Here is a 17,282-nt window from a genome sequence, read left to right as displayed (position 1 = left end):
GTTCCCGCTATCCTTGCTCTATGAACGTTTCCTCGCCTCAGCGTTGTAGTGTAGAATGCGGCGTTTCACTTAAACAGACGTTAAGCTCAGATCAGCGACTTCTCAGAGCCTGCTCCGGCGGGCGTAAGGCACAATAATTACACTATATGAAGAACATACGTAACTTTTCAATCATAGCTCACATCGACCACGGTAAATCGACGCTGTCTGACCGTATTATCCAGATCTGCGGTGGCCTGTCTGACCGTGAAATGGAAGCGCAGGTTCTCGACTCGATGGATCTTGAGCGTGAGCGCGGTATTACTATCAAAGCGCAGAGCGTGACGCTCGATTTCAAAGCATCTGATGGTGAAACCTATCAGCTTAACTTTATCGACACCCCGGGCCACGTTGACTTCTCGTATGAAGTTTCCCGCTCGCTTGCTGCCTGTGAAGGTGCATTGCTGGTGGTTGATGCCGGACAGGGCGTAGAAGCGCAGACCCTGGCTAACTGCTATACCGCCATGGAAATGGATCTGGAAGTAGTACCGGTACTGAACAAAATTGACCTGCCAGCCGCCGATCCTGAACGCGTAGCGGAAGAGATCGAAGATATCGTCGGTATCGATGCGACAGATGCCGTTCGCTGCTCGGCGAAAACCGGCGTTGGCGTCACTGACGTTCTTGAACGTCTGGTACGCGACATTCCGCCGCCGGAAGGCGATCCGGAAGGCCCATTGCAGGCGCTGATCATCGACTCCTGGTTCGATAACTACCTTGGCGTGGTGTCACTGGTGCGTATTAAAAACGGCACCATGCGTAAAGGCGACAAAATTAAAGTGATGAGCACCGGTCAGGTCTATAACGCTGACCGTCTGGGCATCTTCACGCCAAAACAGGTTGACCGTACCGAGCTGAAATGCGGCGAGGTAGGTTGGTTGGTTTGTGCGATTAAAGACATCCTCGGCGCACCGGTTGGCGATACTCTGACGCAGGCGCGTAACCCGGCAGACAAACCGCTGCCAGGCTTTAAAAAAGTGAAGCCGCAGGTTTACGCTGGTCTGTTCCCGGTGAGCTCTGACGACTACGAAAACTTCCGTGACGCGCTTGGCAAGCTGAGCCTGAACGACGCCTCCCTGTTCTACGAACCGGAAAGCTCTACCGCGCTGGGCTTCGGCTTCCGTTGTGGTTTCCTTGGTCTGCTGCACATGGAGATCATTCAGGAACGTCTGGAGCGTGAATACGATCTGGATCTGATCACCACCGCGCCGACCGTAGTCTACGAAGTCGAAACCACGGCGAAAGAGACTATCTACGTCGATAGCCCGTCCAAGCTGCCGCCGCTGAACAACATCTACGAACTGCGTGAGCCGATCGCTGAGTGTCACATGTTGCTGCCGCAGGCTTACCTTGGCAACGTCATCACCCTGTGTATCGAGAAGCGTGGCGTCCAGACCAACATGGTTTACCACGGTAACCAGGTGGCGCTGACGTATGAGATTCCAATGGCGGAAGTCGTACTCGATTTCTTCGACCGTCTGAAGTCGACCTCTCGCGGCTACGCGTCGCTGGACTATAACTTCAAACGCTTCCAGGCGTCTGACATGGTGCGTGTTGATGTCCTTATCAACAACGAACGTGTCGATGCGCTGGCGCTGATTACCCACCGCGACAACTCCCAGAGCCGTGGCCGTGAACTGGTTGAGAAGATGAAAGATCTGATCCCTCGCCAGCAGTTTGATATCGCGATCCAGGCGGCCATTGGTACGCACATCATCGCGCGTTCAACGGTTAAGCAGCTGCGTAAAAACGTTCTGGCGAAATGCTACGGTGGCGATATCAGCCGTAAGAAAAAGCTGCTGCAAAAACAGAAAGAGGGTAAAAAGCGCATGAAGCAGATCGGTAACGTCGAACTGCCGCAGGAAGCGTTCCTCGCCATTCTGCATGTCGGTAAAGACAGCAAATAATCTTAAGGAGTTGGCATGGCGAACATGTTTGCCCTGATTCTGGTGATTGCCACACTGGTGACGGGCATTTTATGGTGCGTAGATAAATTCATCTTCGCGCCAAAGCGCCGGGAGCGTCAGGCAGCAGCGCAAGCTGCTGCAGGTGATTCACTGGATAAAGCTACGCTGAAAAAAGTGGCACCTAAGCCAGGCTGGCTGGAAACCGGGGCGTCCGTTTTCCCGGTACTGGCGATTGTGCTGGTGGTGCGTTCATTTATCTATGAACCATTCCAGATCCCGTCAGGTTCGATGATGCCGACGCTGCTTATCGGTGATTTTATCCTGGTGGAGAAATTCGCCTACGGGATTAAAGATCCGATTTACCAGAAAACGTTGATCGAAACCGGTCATCCGAAACGCGGTGATATCGTGGTGTTTAAATACCCGGAAGATCCGCGTCTGGACTACATTAAACGTGCTGTCGGTTTACCGGGAGACAAAGTAACGTACGATCCAGTGGCGAAAGAGGTGACTATTCAGCCAGGATGCCGTTCCGGTCAGGCGTGTGAAAACGCGCTGCCGGTAACGTACTCTGATGTTCAGCCAAGTGATTTTGTACAGACCTTTGCTCGTCGTAACGGCGGTGAAGCGACCAGCGGCTTCTTTGAAGTTCCGCTGAACGAAACGAAAGAGAACGGTATTCGCCTTTCTGAGCGTAAAGAAACGCTGGGTGAGGTTACGCACCGCATTCTGACCGTGCCGATTGCGCAGGATCAGGTGGGGATGTATTACCGTCAACCTGGTCAGCCGTTGGCAACCTGGATCGTTCCGCCGGGACACTACTTCATGATGGGTGATAACCGTGATAATAGCGCGGACAGCCGTTACTGGGGATTTGTACCGGAAGCGAATCTGGTTGGTAAAGCGACCGCTATCTGGATGAGTTTCGATAAGCAAGAAGGTGAATGGCCGACCGGTGTGCGTTTAAGCCGTATTGGTGGCATTCACTAATCACCGATAATTGTTCACGTTGTCGTCATTACGGCGGCAGCGTGAATTATTTCTCGGATAAATTCCCGCAGACTAACGACATCCCTTGTCGTTGTGTATAGAATATTCCCCCGAAGTTTTAGGTTGGCACCGACAGGTTGCCACGGCACACGAAACAGCGTTGGTTTGTATACAAAAGCATGCAGGCGAAGCCGGATGGCTCAGCGAAATGCGTATATCAGGTCTGTTTCGTGTGCTGAATTGTTGACGCATTCATTTATTGGTATCGCATGAACCCCATCGTAATTAATCGGCTTCAACGGAAGCTGGGCTACACTTTTAATCATCAGGAGCTGTTGCAGCAGGCATTAACTCACCGGAGCGCCAGCAGCAAACATAACGAGCGTTTAGAATTTTTAGGCGACTCTATTTTGAGCTTTGTTATCGCTAATGCGCTGTATCACCGTTTCCCGCGTGTGGATGAAGGTGATATGAGCCGCATGCGCGCGACGCTGGTTCGCGGCAATACGCTGGCTGAATTAGCCCGTGAGTTTGACCTCGGTGAATGTTTACGTTTGGGGCCTGGTGAGCTGAAAAGCGGCGGCTTCCGTCGTGAATCAATCCTGGCGGATACCGTTGAAGCTTTGATCGGCGGCGTCTTCCTCGACAGCGATATTCAAACCGTTGAGCAATTGATCCTGAACTGGTATCAAACTCGTCTGGATGAAATTAGCCCAGGCGACAAACAAAAAGATCCGAAAACGCGCCTGCAGGAATATTTGCAGGGTCGCCACCTGCCTCTGCCGTCTTATTTGGTGGTGCAGGTCCGTGGTGAAGCACACGATCAAGAATTTACTATCCACTGCCAGGTCAGCGGCCTGAGTGAACCGGTGGTTGGCACAGGTTCGAGCCGTCGTAAGGCTGAGCAGGCTGCCGCCGAACAGGCGTTGAAAAAACTGGAGCTGGAATGAGCGAAGAGAAAACTTACTGCGGATTTATTGCTATCGTCGGTCGCCCGAACGTCGGCAAATCCACCCTGTTGAATAATCTGCTTGGGCAGAAGATTTCTATTACCTCACGTAAGGCTCAGACAACACGTCACCGTATTGTTGGCATCCATACCGAAGGCGCGTATCAGGCGATTTATGTTGATACCCCGGGTCTGCATATGGAAGAAAAACGGGCTATTAACCGCTTGATGAACAAAGCGGCGAGCAGCTCGATCGGTGATGTTGAACTGGTTATTTTCGTTGTCGAAGGCACCCGCTGGACGCCGGACGACGAAATGGTGCTCAACAAGCTGCGTGATGGCAAAGCCCCGGTTATTCTGGCCGTCAACAAAGTCGACAACGTTCAGGAAAAAGCCGATCTGCTGCCGCACCTGCAGTTCCTGGCAAGCCAGATGAACTTCCTTGATATCGTACCGATTTCTGCCGAAACCGGCTTGAATGTCGATACCGTTGCGGGCATCGTGCGTAAGCATTTGCCGGAAGCTATTCATCACTTCCCGGAAGATTACATCACCGACCGTTCTCAGCGCTTTATGGCCTCTGAAATCATCCGTGAAAAGCTGATGCGTTTTCTGGGTGCTGAACTGCCGTACTCCGTTACCGTGGAGATTGAGCGTTTTATCTCTAACGAGCGCGGTGGCTACGACATCAACGGTCTGATCCTCGTTGAACGTGAAGGGCAGAAGAAGATGGTTATTGGCAACAAAGGGGCCAAGATTAAAACCATCGGCATCGAAGCGCGTAAAGACATGCAGGAGATGTTCGAAGCGCCCGTTCACCTCGAACTGTGGGTGAAAGTGAAATCCGGCTGGGCCGATGACGAACGCGCGCTGCGTAGCCTCGGTTACGGCGACGACGTCTAAACACATCTTCTGAAACACGGCGAGTATATGGAAGGATGGCAACGCGCTTTTGTCCTGCATAGTCGCCCCTGGAGCGAAACCAGTCTCGTGCTGGACGTCTTCACGGAAGAGTCGGGTCGCGTGCGCCTTGTGGCTAAAGGCGCACGTTCCAAACGCTCCAATCTTAAAGGCGCACTCCAGCCTTTTACCCCGTTGTTGCTTCGCTTTGGTGGACGTGGCGAGGTCAAAACCTTGCGCAGCGCCGAAGCCGTTTCTCTGGCACTCCCCCTTAGCGGAATCACGCTGTACAGCGGCTTGTATATTAACGAGCTTATCTCGCGCGTACTCGAGTACGAAACCCGCTTTTCTGCACTCTTTTTCGATTACCTGAACTGTATTCAGGCGCTGGCTGGCGCCACGGGTTCGCCAGAACCTGCGTTGCGTCGCTTTGAGCTGGCCTTACTTGGTCATCTGGGGTATGGCGTCGATTTTACCCACTGTGCAGGCAGCGGCGAGCCGGTAGACGACACCATGACCTATCGCTACAGGGAAGAAAAAGGGTTTATCGCAAGCGTAGTGATTGATAACGCCACCTTTACCGGACGCCATCTGAAAGCACTCGAATCGCGGGAATTTCCGGATGCTGATACGCTTCGCGCCGCGAAACGCTTTACCCGCATGGCGTTAAAGCCGTATCTTGGTGGTAAGCCCTTAAAGAGCCGCGAATTATTCCGGCAGTTTATGCCGAAGCGAAAATAAAAAACGAGGATTGTCATGGCCGAATTACTGTTAGGCGTCAACATTGACCACATTGCCACTTTACGTAATGCACGCGGTACCGCATATCCGGACCCGGTTCAGGCAGCGTTTATCGTTGAACAGGCGGGCGCGGACGGTATTACCGTACACCTGCGTGAAGACCGTCGTCATATCACCGACCGTGACGTACGTATTTTGCGCCAGACGCTGGATACGCGCATGAATCTGGAAATGGCAGTCACCGAAGAGATGCTGTCGATTGCCGTTGAGACTAAGCCGCATTTTTGCTGCCTGGTGCCGGAAAAACGTCAGGAAGTTACCACTGAAGGTGGGCTGGACGTCGCCGGTCAGCGTGACAAGATGCGCGATGCCTGCAAACGGCTGGCGGACGCAGGCATTCTGGTTTCGCTGTTTATCGATGCCGATGAAGAACAGATTAAGGCCGCTGCGGAAGTTGGCGCACCGTTTATTGAGATTCACACCGGCTGTTACGCCGATGCGAAAACCGACGCAGAACAGGCCAGCGAACTGGCGCGTATCGCCAAAGCGGCAACCTATGCTGCAAGTCTTGGCCTGAAGGTGAATGCGGGTCACGGTCTGACGTATCACAACGTTAAAGCTATCGCGCGGATCCCGGAAATGCACGAGCTGAACATTGGCCATGCCATTATTGGACGTGCGGTGATGAGCGGCCTGAAAGAGGCCGTAGTCGAAATGAAGCGCCTGATGCTGGAAGCGCGTGGCTAATGGCGATTCTGGGATTAGGTACGGATATCGTGGAGATTGCCCGCATCGAAGCGGTGATCTCCCGTTCCGGCGACCGCCTGGCAAGACGTGTGCTCAGCGACAACGAATGGGCAATCTGGGAAACGCATCAGCAGCCGGTGCGTTTTCTGGCGAAGCGTTTTGCAGTCAAAGAGGCGGCAGCAAAAGCCTTTGGCACGGGTATTCGCAATGGGCTGGCGTTTAATCAGTTTGAAGTCTTTAACGATGAACTCGGTAAGCCGCGTCTGCGATTATGGGGAGAGGCGTTAAAACTGGCGGAAAAACTCGGCGTTGCGCACATGCATGTGACGCTGGCCGATGAGCGTCACTACGCCTGCGCCACGGTGATTATCGAAAGTTAGATTCAGGACGATGCCGGATGGCGACGCGTAGCGTCTTATCCGGCCTACGGGTTATGCGTTTGTTGCAGGGGCAGGTAGGGACTTCATCGCCAGATGGCGACGTGGCTAAAGTTTATCGGCGTGGTGCATCAGCACAAACTTATCCCACAGCTGCTCTTCTGTTTCGACATGCGCCGGATCTTTCAAAATAGTATTGGGGATCGGGCACACCTTCTGGCAGGTTGGCGTGTCGTAATGGCCTACGCATTCCGTACACTTGTCGCTGTTAATCTCGTAAATGCTATCACCCATCGAAATCGCCTCATTCGGGCATTCGGGCTCGCACATATCGCAATTGATACACTTTTTAGTGATTAACAGGGCCATCAGGAAACTCTCAAAACATCACAAATCGGGCGGGCATTATACGCGCATTCTTTGCTCAGACCAGTTTTTTTACCAGTGCCTCACTGTGGCGAATACGTTCCGGGGCATGCTCCAGATCCTGCTGTACCAGCGCCATAAACAGTAAATCAGTGAGCATCATTTGCGCATGGGTGGAGGAAATCGCTGCGCTGCGCGTGGCCTGCTCCTCGGCAATAGTGTACAGACAATGATTTGCCCGTTGCTGCAGTGCGTTCGGTGTAAATCCGGTGATGGCGAGGATTTTCGCGCCGGTGCGCAACGTTTCATCCGCAGCCAGATTGAGCTCGCGACGCTCTCCGGTATACGAAATGGCCAGCAGTAGATCGTTGGGCGAAAGCGCCTGCACCGTCGCCAGTAGGGCGTGCATATCGCGTTCCACCACCGCGTTAAAACCAATCTTCAGCAGCTTCCAGGCAAAATTCTGTGCCACCAGACCCGATGCGCCAATCCCGGTCACGATGATGCGGCGGGCTGAACGCAGCATCGTGACGCTCTCCATCAGTTTCTCTTCGCTGTTGACGTCCAGCGTTGCATGCATCGCCGCCACGTTCTCTTTAATCAGTTTCTCGCCTACCATTCGCATCGGGTCGTCACCGCGAATCTGATTATGTACCGGAATGGAATGGGGATTGGGATTGCTGGCCAATGCTTCGCTAATCGCCAGTTTGAGTGCCGGGAATCCTTTAAAGCCCATCTTTTGCGCGAATTTCACCACGCTGGACTGGCTGACGCCCGCTTCAAAGGCCAGCTGTTGTGAACTGAGATGACGCGCAGTATCCGGCTGAGCAAGAAGATAATCCGCAAGTTTTTTATCGCTTTGCGCGAGATCCGGATAACGCTGACGAATGCGAATTAAACAGTTCATGCTTTCTCCTGGCGAAAATGTGATGGCGATTACAAAACAAAATATCACTCGCCTTAGTGAATATAATATTCCATTATGACAGATTATTATGAATTAAAAATTCCTAAGGAACAAAAAATGAATCTCGGTGCGTTAGTTTCAGAAACCCGCAATCCTCAGACCATGGATCTGGATGCGCTCTCCACTCTGGAGTTGGTTCATCGTTTTAATCAACAGGATACGCTGGTAGCTGAAGCAGTAAAAGCAACTCTTCCTGAAGTTGCGCGCGCGGTTGATGCGGCAGCTGACGCGCTAAAAGCCGGTGGACGCATTATTTACATGGGAGCAGGTACCAGCGGGCGTCTTGGGGTGCTGGACGCGTCTGAATGCCCACCGACCTTCGGCGTCCCACACGGTCTGGTGGTTGGGCTGATTGCCGGGGGACCGGGCGCTTTGCTGAAGGCAGTAGAAGGCGCAGAAGATAACCCGCAGCTAGGCGAAGACGATCTGCGTGAGCTTAATCTTACCGCACAGGATCTGGTGGTGGGGCTGGCAGCTTCTGGTCGCACGCCGTATGTAATTGGCGGGTTGAAATATGCGCGTTCGGTGGGCTGTACAACGGCGGCTATTTCTTGCAATCCGGATTCCCCTATCGCGCATGAAGCGGATATTGCCATTTCTCCGGTAGTGGGGCCTGAGGCGCTGACCGGGTCAACACGACTGAAATCCGGCACCGCGCAAAAGCTGGTGCTCAATATGATCTCCACCGGCGCGATGGTGAAATTTGGCAAGGTGTATCAGAACCTGATGGTGGATATGCAGGCAACCAACGTCAAACTGGTCGATCGGGCGTGCCGTATGGTGGTTGAAGCCACCGGTATTGCGCGGGCTCAAGCTGAAACGCTGCTGAAGCAGACGGATTATGATGTTAAGCCAGCTATTTTAATGGCGCTCACCGGCCTGGATGCCGCTGCCGCCCGCGAAAAGCTTGCCGCTCACCAGGGTTTTTTACGCGCGGCGTTAGAACACTAAGAGGTGTATATGGATAAGACGGCGTTGCTGGCCAGCGACATCCTGCTGGGCGTTGGCGGAGAGAACAATATTCTGCGTCTGGAAAACTGTATGACCCGTGTCAGGGTGGAAGTTCAGGATGACGGGCAGATCGATATTCCCCGCCTCAGGCAACTGCCCGGCGTTAGCGGCTACGTGAAGCAGGGCGCACAGCACCAGATTATTGTCGGCCCCGGTAAAGCTGCCAAAGTGGTGGATGCCATGCGTTCCCTGATTGCCGATGGCGGCGAGCGAGCAGGTACCAATGATATTGAGCGCACCAAGTCAGAAGCCAAAGCGAAGTACAAAGCGCCGATGAGCGATGCGCTGCGCAAGCTGGCGAACGTCTTTATCCCTCTTATTCCGGCGTTTATCGCCTCTGGTTTGATTACCGGCATTATTAACATCCTTAAGCGCCCGGATATCGTGGGGGATTTTGCGACCCACTATCCAAATATGCTGGGACTGATGGGCATATTTGGCAGCGCCGTGTTTGCCATCATGAATATTCTGGTCGGGGTGAATACCGCCAAAGTTTTCGGTGGCTCCCTGGCAATGGGCGGGGTGATGGCGGGGATCCTTTCCAGCCCTCAGCTGGCGCAAATTACCCTGTTTGGCGAAGTGTTGCAGCCGGGGCGCGGTGGGGTGATCGCGGTATTGCTGGTGGTTGCGCTGATGTGCTGGATCGAACGTAAATTCCGCACGCTGTTGCCGGAATCACTGGAGCTTATCCTTAACCCGCTGCTAACCACCATCATTACCGGCGTAATCGCGATTGTGGCGCTGCAACCGCTTGGCGGATGGATTTCTGAATCTATCGCTCACGGCGCATCATGGGCTATCGATCGCGGCGGTTTTCTGGTCGGTGCCGTGCTGGCAGGTACCTTTCTGCCGTTGGTGCTCACCGGACTTCATCAGGGATTGGTGCCCATCCACGTTGAGCTGGTTCAGGCACACGGTTATAACGCGCTTTTTCCGATCCTGGCGATGGCGGGCGTTGGGCAAATAGGTGCTGCGATCGCGGTTCTGATGAAAACTCGTAATGCGCGGCTAAAGAAAGTGATCAAAGGGGCGCTACCGGTCGGACTGCTGGGGATTGGCGAGCCGCTGATTTTTGGCGTAACGCTGCCGTTGGGTAAGCCGTTTATCGGTGCCTGTCTTGGCGGCGCGGTAGGTGGGGCGCTGATTAGCTACTGGAAGGTGGCGACGGTCATCACCTTTGGCATCTCCGGGTTACCGCTGGCACTGACGATTGTTGCCGGAAAAGTGATGTTCTATCTGTTAGGCTATCTGGTAGCAGTTATCGCCGGGTTCCTGTTTACCTGGCTATTGGGATTCACTGATCCAGAGGAATAAGGTTTGACCAATCACCAGCGCCGCGTTGTCTTTTTTGATTTGGATGGCACGTTACACCAGCAGGATATGTTCGGTAGTTTTATTCGTTATCTGCTGCGTCGCCAGCCGCTGAATGCGTTGCTTGTGCTGCCTCTATTACCGGTGATTGCGCTGGCGTTGCTGATAAAAGGACGTGCCGCCCGCTGGCCAATGAGCCTGCTGTTATGGGGATGCACTTTTGGCCGCAGTGAGGCGCGTCTGAAAGCGCATCAGGCCGACTTTGTGCGCTGGTTTCGCAGTAACGTGACGGCGTTTCCGCTCGTGCAGCAGCGGCTGACAACCTACCTGTTAAGCTCTGACGCTGATATCTGGCTTATTACCGGCTCTCCGCAGTCACTGGTCGAGCAGGTTTACTTTGATACTCCATGGCTACCGCGAGTCAATCTGATCGCCAGCAAAATGGCGCGGGGATACGGCGGTTGGGTACTGACTTTGCGCTGTCTGGGCCATGAGAAAGTGACACAACTGGAACGCCACATTGGCGCGCCGCTACAGCTTTACAGTGGCTATAGTGACAGTAATCAGGACAATCCGCTGCTCTCTTTTTGCCAGCATCGCTGGCGCGTCACGCCGCGCGGAGAGCTTCAGCAACTCGAATAGCTAACGCACATGCAATTTGAAGTATGACGTGTATAATGCGCCCGCTTTGATTACTGGAGTTACCCCTTTGTCAGATGTTGAATTTAGCCACGAATACTGGATGCGTCATGCTTTAACGCTGGCTAAGCGCGCCTGGGATGAGCGTGAAGTCCCGGTGGGTGCGGTATTGGTACATAACAACCGAGTGATTGGCGAAGGCTGGAACCGCCCGATTGGACATCATGATCCGACTGCCCACGCTGAGATTATGGCGCTGCGTCAGGGCGGCCTGGTGCTGCAAAACTACCGCCTGTTAGATGCCACGCTGTACGTCACTCTGGAGCCGTGTGTGATGTGTGCTGGCGCGATGGTGCACAGCCGTATCGGTCGGGTCGTTTTTGGCGCGCGCGATGCGAAAACGGGCGCTGCCGGGTCATTAATGGATGTACTGCATCACCCTGGAATGAATCATCGGGTTGAAGTGACAGAGGGGGTACTGCGGGATGAATGTGCCACGTTGCTCAGTGATTTCTTCCGCATGCGCCGGCAGGAAATCAAGGCCCTGAAAAAATCCGCTAATCAGTAACTCTCAGCCTGATGGCAGTGCGCTTATCAGGCGTACAAGACTACTTCTCCTCTTTTTTATGCGGTGAAAACAGCAGGGAAGGGGAGTGCGTCAGGTAGTTTGACGACGTTTGAGACAGAAACGCCGAAAGCGGGAATTTCTCTTTACCTAATAGTTCTGCGGGCGTCACCGTCGGGTAATCCTGCGCCAGTTGCTGCGTTTCTAGCGCCTGTTTTTCTTTCTCTTGCAGATATCCCACCAGGCTAATTTGGTACTTACGGATATTTTCCACATAGGAGTAAGCTTCGTGGCCGCGCGCATAGCCATAGGTCAACTTGTTATAATACGGTTTTTGGCTGAGCAGCGGTAATCGCTGTTTTACGTCAGACCAACTGTTCGGATTGCCTTTGGTTTTCACCGTCAGCGCCCGCGCATCCAGCATGTGCGCATAACCCATGTTATAGGCTGCAAGGGCAAACCAGATGCGTTCTCCTTCGGGGACGGTATCCGGTACTTTACTCATCATATCCTGCAAGTATCGCGCGCCGCCGCTGATACTCTGTTCGGCATCGGTACGGTCGGTCAGCCCGAGACTCTGAGCGGTATTTTTGGTCAACATCATCAGCCCGCGTACGCCGGTTGGAGAAGTGGCCTGCGCGTCCCAGTGTGATTCCTGATACGAGATAGCGGCCAGCAGTCGCCAGTCTATTTCTTGCGCATATTTCTCAAACAGCGGCTTGAGGTCCGGCAACACGCTGTCTACGGCGCGTAAAAAGGAGCGGGTATCGACATAGTCAAAATCATCGCCATGCCCGAGATATTTCTCTTCCAGCCGTGCCAGAGAACCGTCTTCATTCATGGTGTTGAAGAAATCCAGTAGGGCGGCAGACAGCGTGTTGTCATCGTCCAGCCGACTAAACCATGTCACCGGTTGTTCGTCAGAGACGTCGAGCGCTACGGCCAGCTCAGGATGCACGCGTTGATATAAGCTGATGGCAACAGAATCGGCAATGGTGTAATCCAGCTTTCCGGCGATTACATCATCAAGCAGTTCGGTGGTGCCCTTTTTGTCATCGACTTTCCAGCTCAGATCGGGAAATTTTTTCTCTTTTAGCTGCTGGAGGTCATTAACCACCACGTGCCCCGGGGCGATAGTCAGTTGGTTTTCGTTCACGGTGGCAAGCGTGCGAGGGCGGTATTGCCCAACCCGGTACACCAGCTGTTGTGAAACCGAATAATAGGTCGGGCCGGGCTGGTAATTTTTCACCCGCTCGCTGTTATAGACCAGACCTGCGGCTAACAGGTCGGCATTGCCGTTATCCAGGTCGTCAAAAAGCTGGCTGATGTTCTGGCGTACGGTAACTTTTAACTTCACGCCTAAGTAGTCGGCAAATTCCTGGGCCAGTTCATAATCCAGGCCGAATTTTTTGCCGTTGAGGGTCGCGTAAGTTAACGGTGAGTCGATGGTACTGACGCGCAGCTCTCCCCGCGACTGAATGGCGGCGATACGATTTTCGGCTTTACCGAACCAGGGGATAGATGGCCAAAGGGCCGCTGCCAACAACAGCGTCAATATGCCGATGAACAGATAATTAATCTTTAATTTTTTCAATTAGTTAATTCTCTGAACCGTACGTTGTCTCTGTCTGCTGTGGTGTTGATTAAGAAGTGAAGTCGTCATTAATGAACGGCATTTTGCTTAAACTTGCGTCAGTTGGCAACTTATTCAGAAATCTGACCGCATTTGATGATAAGTGACGGTCGTGATTTTATTTCGACGCAAACGGTTTCGTCGGCGCGGTAGATTCTTTATAATGACGCCCGTTTCCCCCACTTGGGCACACCGAAAGCTTAGAAGACGAGAGACTTATGATGGAAATTCTGCGTGGTTCACCTGCACTGTCTGCATTCCGTATTAACAAACTGCTGGCACGTTTTCAGGCTGCCAACCTCCAGGTCCACAACATTTACGCCGAGTACGTCCATTTCGCCGATCTGAATGCACCGTTAAATGAAGATGAGCACGCGCAGCTTGCACGCTTGCTGAAATATGGTCCTGCTCTGCAAAGCCACGCCCCGGAAGGCAAACTGCTGCTGGTTACGCCTCGCCCTGGCACCATCTCCCCGTGGTCTTCTAAAGCGACTGATATTGCCCACAACTGCGGTCTGCACCAGATTAGCCGCCTGGAACGTGGCATTGCCTGGTATGTAGAAGCCTCCACGCTGACCGCTGAGCAATGGCAGATGGTGGCCGACGAACTGCACGATCGCATGATGGAAACGGTTTTCTCTTCGCTGAACGATGCCGAAAAACTGTTTGCCCATCACCAACCGGCGCCGGTCTCCAGCGTTGATCTACTGGGTGAGGGGCGTCAGGCGCTGATCGACGCTAACCTGCGTCTGGGTCTGGCGCTGGCGGAAGACGAAATTGACTATCTGCAGGATGCGTTCACCAAACTGGGACGTAACCCGAACGATATTGAACTATACATGTTTGCGCAGGCCAACTCTGAGCACTGCCGCCACAAGATTTTTAACGCCGACTGGGTTATCGATGGTAAACAGCAGCCTAAGTCGCTGTTCAAGATGATCAAGAATACCTTCGAAACCACGCCGGACCACGTGCTGTCTGCCTATAAAGACAACGCTGCGGTAATGGAAGGCTCTGAAGTGGGCCGCTATTTTGCCGACCACAAAACCGGCCGCTACGATTTCCATCAGGAACCAGCCCACATCCTGATGAAGGTTGAAACTCACAACCACCCGACGGCTATCTCTCCGTGGCCAGGTGCTGCAACCGGCTCCGGCGGCGAAATCCGCGACGAGGGCGCAACAGGTCGCGGTGCAAAACCGAAAGCCGGGCTGGTGGGTTTCTCCGTTTCCAACCTGCGTATTCCTGGCTTTGAACAGCCGTGGGAAGAAGACTTCGGTAAGCCGGACCGTATTGTTACCGCGCTTGATATCATGACCGAAGGCCCGCTGGGCGGCGCGGCGTTTAACAACGAATTTGGTCGTCCGGCGCTGACCGGCTACTTCCGTACCTATGAAGAAAAGGTCAACAGCCATAACGGCGAAGAGCTGCGCGGTTACCATAAACCGATCATGCTGGCAGGCGGGATCGGTAACATCCGTGCCGATCACGTGCAGAAGGGCGAGATCGTCGTTGGCGCTAAGCTTATCGTCCTCGGCGGCCCGGCAATGAACATTGGCCTTGGCGGCGGGGCAGCCTCCTCTATGGCTTCCGGCCAGTCTGATGCCGATCTTGATTTCGCTTCCGTACAGCGTGACAACCCGGAAATGGAACGTCGTTGCCAGGAAGTTATCGACCGTTGCTGGCAGATGGGTGATGCGAACCCGATTCTGTTTATCCATGACGTTGGCGCGGGTGGTCTGTCTAACGCTATGCCGGAGCTGGTAAGTGATGGTGGTCGCGGCGGTAAGTTCCAGCTGCGCGATATCCTCAGCGACGAGCCGGGTATGAGCCCGCTGGAAATCTGGTGTAACGAATCCCAGGAACGCTACGTGCTGGCGGTTGCTGCCGATCAATTGCCGCTGTTTGACGAACTGTGTAAGCGCGAGCGCGCGCCGTATGCGGTGATTGGTGAAGCTACCGAAGAACAGCATCTGACCTTGAGCGACAGCCACTTCGACAACCAGCCGATCGACATGCCGCTTGATGTGCTGCTGGGTAAAACACCGAAAATGACCCGCGATGTGCAGACGCTGAAAGCCAAAGGCGATGCCCTGAATCGTGGTGAAATCTCGATTGCAGATGCGGTTAACCGCGTGCTGCATCTGCCGACTGTCGCGGAGAAAACGTTCCTCGTGACCATCGGTGACCGTACCGTTACCGGTATGGTTGCGCGTGACCAGATGGTTGGTCCATGGCAGATCCCGGTCGCTAACTGCGCGGTCACTACCGCCAGCCTCGATAGTTACTACGGTGAAGCGATGTCTATCGGCGAACGCGCGCCGGTTGCGCTACTGGATTTCTCTGCCTCTGCGCGTCTGGCGGTCGGTGAAGCGCTGACCAACATTGCGGCAACGCAGATTGGCGACATCAAACGTATTAAGCTGTCGGCAAACTGGATGGCGGCTGCTGGTCACCCTGGTGAAGATGCTGGCCTGTACGAAGCAGTAAAAGCCGTCGGGGAAGAGCTATGCCCGGCGCTCGGCCTGACCATTCCAGTGGGCAAAGACTCTATGTCGATGAAAACCCGCTGGCAGGAAGGTAACGAGCAGCGTGAAATGACTTCGCCGCTGTCGCTGGTGATCACCGCCTTTGCCCGCGTAGAAGATGTGCGCCACACCATTACCCCGCAGCTGTCTACTGAAGACAACGCCCTGCTGCTGATTGACCTCGGTCTTGGTCACAATGCGCTGGGCGCTACGTCGCTGGCGCAGGTTTACCGTCAACTGGGCGATAAGCCTGCCGACGTGCGTAACGTTGAGCAACTGAAAGGCTTCTACGATGCGATTCAGGCGCTGGTCGCTGCGCGTAAGCTGCTGGCCTACCATGACCGTTCTGACGGCGGTCTGCTGGTTACGCTGGCGGAAATGGCCTTCGCCGGTCACTGCGGTATTGACGCTGATATCCACTCTCTGGGTGAAGATCGTCTGGCGGCGCTGTTTAACGAAGAACTGGGTGCGGTGATTCAGGTTCGTGCTGCTGAGCGTGAGGCGGTGGAAGCGATTCTGGCTACCCACGGCCTGGCAGACTGCGTACACTTCCTCGGTAAAGCCGTTGAAGGTGACCGCTTCACCCTGACCGCTAACGGCCAGCCGGTGTTTAGCGAAAGCCGTACTACCCTGCGTATGTGGTGGGCGGAAACTACCTGGCAGATGCAGCGCCTGCGTGACAACCCGGAATGCGCCGATCAGGAACACGACGCTAAAACCAACGATGCGGACCCTGGTCTCAACGTTAAACTGTCGTTTGATATCAACGAAGATGTTGCCGCTCCGTACATCGCCACCGGTGCACGTCCCAAAGTGGCCGTACTGCGCGAGCAGGGTGTGAACTCCCACGTTGAAATGGCAGCTGCCTTCCACCGTGCGGGTTTTGACGCCATCGATGTGCACATGAGCGACCTGCTGGGCGGACGTATCGGCCTGGGTAACTTCCAGGCACTGGTGGCCTGCGGCGGCTTCTCTTACGGCGATGTGCTTGGCGCTGGTGAAGGTTGGGCGAAGTCGATTCTGTTCAACAACCGCGTCCGTGATGAGTTCGAAACCTTCTTCCATCGCCCGCAAACGCTGGCACTCGGCGTGTGTAACGGTTGTCAGATGATGTCTAACCTGCGTGAGCTGATCCCAGGAAGCGACCTGTGGCCGCGCTTTGTGCGTAACCATTCCGACCGCTTTGAAGCCCGCTTCAGTCTGGTCGAAGTGACGCAAAGCCCGTCTTTACTGCTTGCCGATATGGTGGGTTCGATGATGCCGATTGCCGTTTCTCACGGTGAAGGTCGTGTGGAAGTGCGTGACGGTGCGCATCTGGCTCAGCTTGAGAGCAAAGGTCTGGTGGCGCTGCGCTACGTTGATAACTTCGGTAAGGTGACCGAGACCTATCCGGCTAACCCGAACGGTTCGCCGAACGGCATTACTGCAGTGACCACTGAAAATGGTCGCGTCACCATTATGATGCCGCACCCGGAACGTGTGTTCCGTACCGTGAGCAACTCCTGGCACCCGGAAAACTGGGGCGAGGATAGCCCATGGATGCGTATTTTCCGCAACGCGCGTAAACAGCTCGGTTAATTCGCTCAATAGTCATCAAGCCCCTCTTCGCGAG

General features: G+C 54.2%; 15 protein-coding genes. 12 read left to right on the top strand and 3 right to left on the bottom strand.

The features are described from left to right. The first annotated feature begins 146 nt into the window (after window positions 1-146). The 7 genes from lepA (at window position 147) to acpS (ending at window position 6,653) form a co-directional block, all read left to right on the top strand. Window positions 147-1,946 (top strand): translation elongation factor 4, encoded by a 1,800-nt coding sequence (lepA, locus tag OGY13_RS20365; protein ID WP_003037577.1) that lies wholly within the window; start codon window positions 147-149, stop codon window positions 1,944-1,946. 15 nt (window positions 1,947-1,961) lie between these two features. Next, window positions 1,962-2,936 carry a signal peptidase I gene (gene lepB / locus OGY13_RS20360; protein WP_003835329.1) on the top strand — a complete coding sequence of 325 codons (975 nt, stop codon included), beginning with the start codon at window positions 1,962-1,964 and terminating at the stop codon, window positions 2,934-2,936. Window positions 2,937-3,205: 269 nt separating this feature from the next. Then, on the top strand, window positions 3,206-3,886 hold the full coding sequence (rnc, locus tag OGY13_RS20355) for a ribonuclease III (protein WP_003037579.1): 681 nt from the start codon (window positions 3,206-3,208) through the stop codon (window positions 3,884-3,886). After that, on the top strand, window positions 3,883-4,788 hold the full coding sequence (era, locus tag OGY13_RS20350; RefSeq protein WP_003037581.1) for a GTPase Era: 906 nt from the start codon (window positions 3,883-3,885) through the stop codon (window positions 4,786-4,788). The genes rnc and era overlap by 4 nt, the downstream gene beginning before the upstream one ends. Window positions 4,789-4,815: 27 nt before the next feature. Then, complete coding sequence (recO, locus tag OGY13_RS20345; protein ID WP_008785495.1) at window positions 4,816-5,526, top strand: DNA repair protein RecO; 711 nt, start codon at window positions 4,816-4,818, stop codon at window positions 5,524-5,526. Between the two features lie 15 nt (window positions 5,527-5,541). After that, on the top strand, window positions 5,542-6,273 hold the full coding sequence (gene pdxJ, locus OGY13_RS20340; RefSeq protein WP_008785494.1) for a pyridoxine 5'-phosphate synthase: 732 nt from the start codon (window positions 5,542-5,544) through the stop codon (window positions 6,271-6,273). Further along, window positions 6,273-6,653, top strand: coding sequence for a holo-ACP synthase (acpS, locus tag OGY13_RS20335; protein ID WP_003037588.1), 381 nt, complete (start codon window positions 6,273-6,275; stop codon window positions 6,651-6,653). Before pdxJ ends, acpS begins: the two co-directional genes overlap by 1 nt. Window positions 6,654-6,758: 105 nt before the next feature. Here the strand turns inward: acpS and OGY13_RS20330 are convergent, their stop codons facing one another. Together OGY13_RS20330 and OGY13_RS20325 are read right to left on the bottom strand one after the other, a co-directional pair. After that, on the bottom strand, window positions 6,759-7,019 hold the full coding sequence (locus OGY13_RS20330; protein WP_003037590.1) for a YfhL family 4Fe-4S dicluster ferredoxin: 261 nt from the start codon (window positions 7,017-7,019) through the stop codon (window positions 6,759-6,761). A gap of 55 nt (window positions 7,020-7,074) precedes the next feature. Continuing rightward, a complete protein-coding gene (locus tag OGY13_RS20325; protein WP_008785493.1) occupies window positions 7,075-7,923 on the bottom strand; it encodes a MurR/RpiR family transcriptional regulator in 849 nt (282 codons plus the stop codon). A 117-nt stretch (window positions 7,924-8,040) separates the two neighbouring features. Between OGY13_RS20325 and murQ the strand changes: the two genes are divergently transcribed. Genes murQ through tadA form a run of 4 tightly spaced genes read left to right on the top strand, consistent with a single transcriptional unit; the run spans window position 8,041 to window position 11,512 of the window. After that, window positions 8,041-8,934, top strand: coding sequence for an N-acetylmuramic acid 6-phosphate etherase (gene murQ / locus OGY13_RS20320; RefSeq protein ID WP_048215764.1), 894 nt, complete (start codon window positions 8,041-8,043; stop codon window positions 8,932-8,934). 9 nt (window positions 8,935-8,943) lie between these two features. Further along, entirely contained in the window at window positions 8,944-10,308 is a 1,365-nt protein-coding gene (locus tag OGY13_RS20315; RefSeq protein ID WP_213752132.1) for a PTS transporter subunit EIIC, read from the top strand. Between the two features lie 3 nt (window positions 10,309-10,311). Further along, window positions 10,312-10,947 (top strand): phosphatidylglycerophosphatase C, encoded by a 636-nt coding sequence (yfhb, locus tag OGY13_RS20310; RefSeq protein WP_048234700.1) that lies wholly within the window; start codon window positions 10,312-10,314, stop codon window positions 10,945-10,947. 28 nt (window positions 10,948-10,975) lie between these two features. Beyond that, complete coding sequence (gene tadA / locus OGY13_RS20305; protein ID WP_071845284.1) at window positions 10,976-11,512, top strand: tRNA adenosine(34) deaminase TadA; 537 nt, start codon at window positions 10,976-10,978, stop codon at window positions 11,510-11,512. 40 nt (window positions 11,513-11,552) lie between these two features. On the opposite strand, the gene mltF is transcribed toward tadA, so the two are convergent. Further along, window positions 11,553-13,103, bottom strand: a complete 1,551-nt coding sequence (mltF, locus tag OGY13_RS20300; RefSeq protein ID WP_213752131.1) for a membrane-bound lytic murein transglycosylase MltF — start codon at window positions 13,101-13,103, stop codon at window positions 11,553-11,555. A gap of 257 nt (window positions 13,104-13,360) precedes the next feature. On the opposite strand from mltF, the gene purL reads away from it, so the two are divergent. Next, window positions 13,361-17,248, top strand: a complete 3,888-nt coding sequence (gene purL, locus OGY13_RS20295) for a phosphoribosylformylglycinamidine synthase (protein ID WP_213752130.1) — start codon at window positions 13,361-13,363, stop codon at window positions 17,246-17,248. Window positions 17,249-17,282 lie beyond the last annotated feature (34 nt).

Origin of the sequence: Citrobacter sp. Cpo045 (genome assembly GCF_030332875.1) — a bacterium.
Taxonomy (GTDB): domain Bacteria; phylum Pseudomonadota; class Gammaproteobacteria; order Enterobacterales; family Enterobacteriaceae; genus Citrobacter; species Citrobacter portucalensis.
Note: the sequence above shows the minus strand (reverse complement) of the source record. Positions and strands in the feature narration are given on the sequence as shown.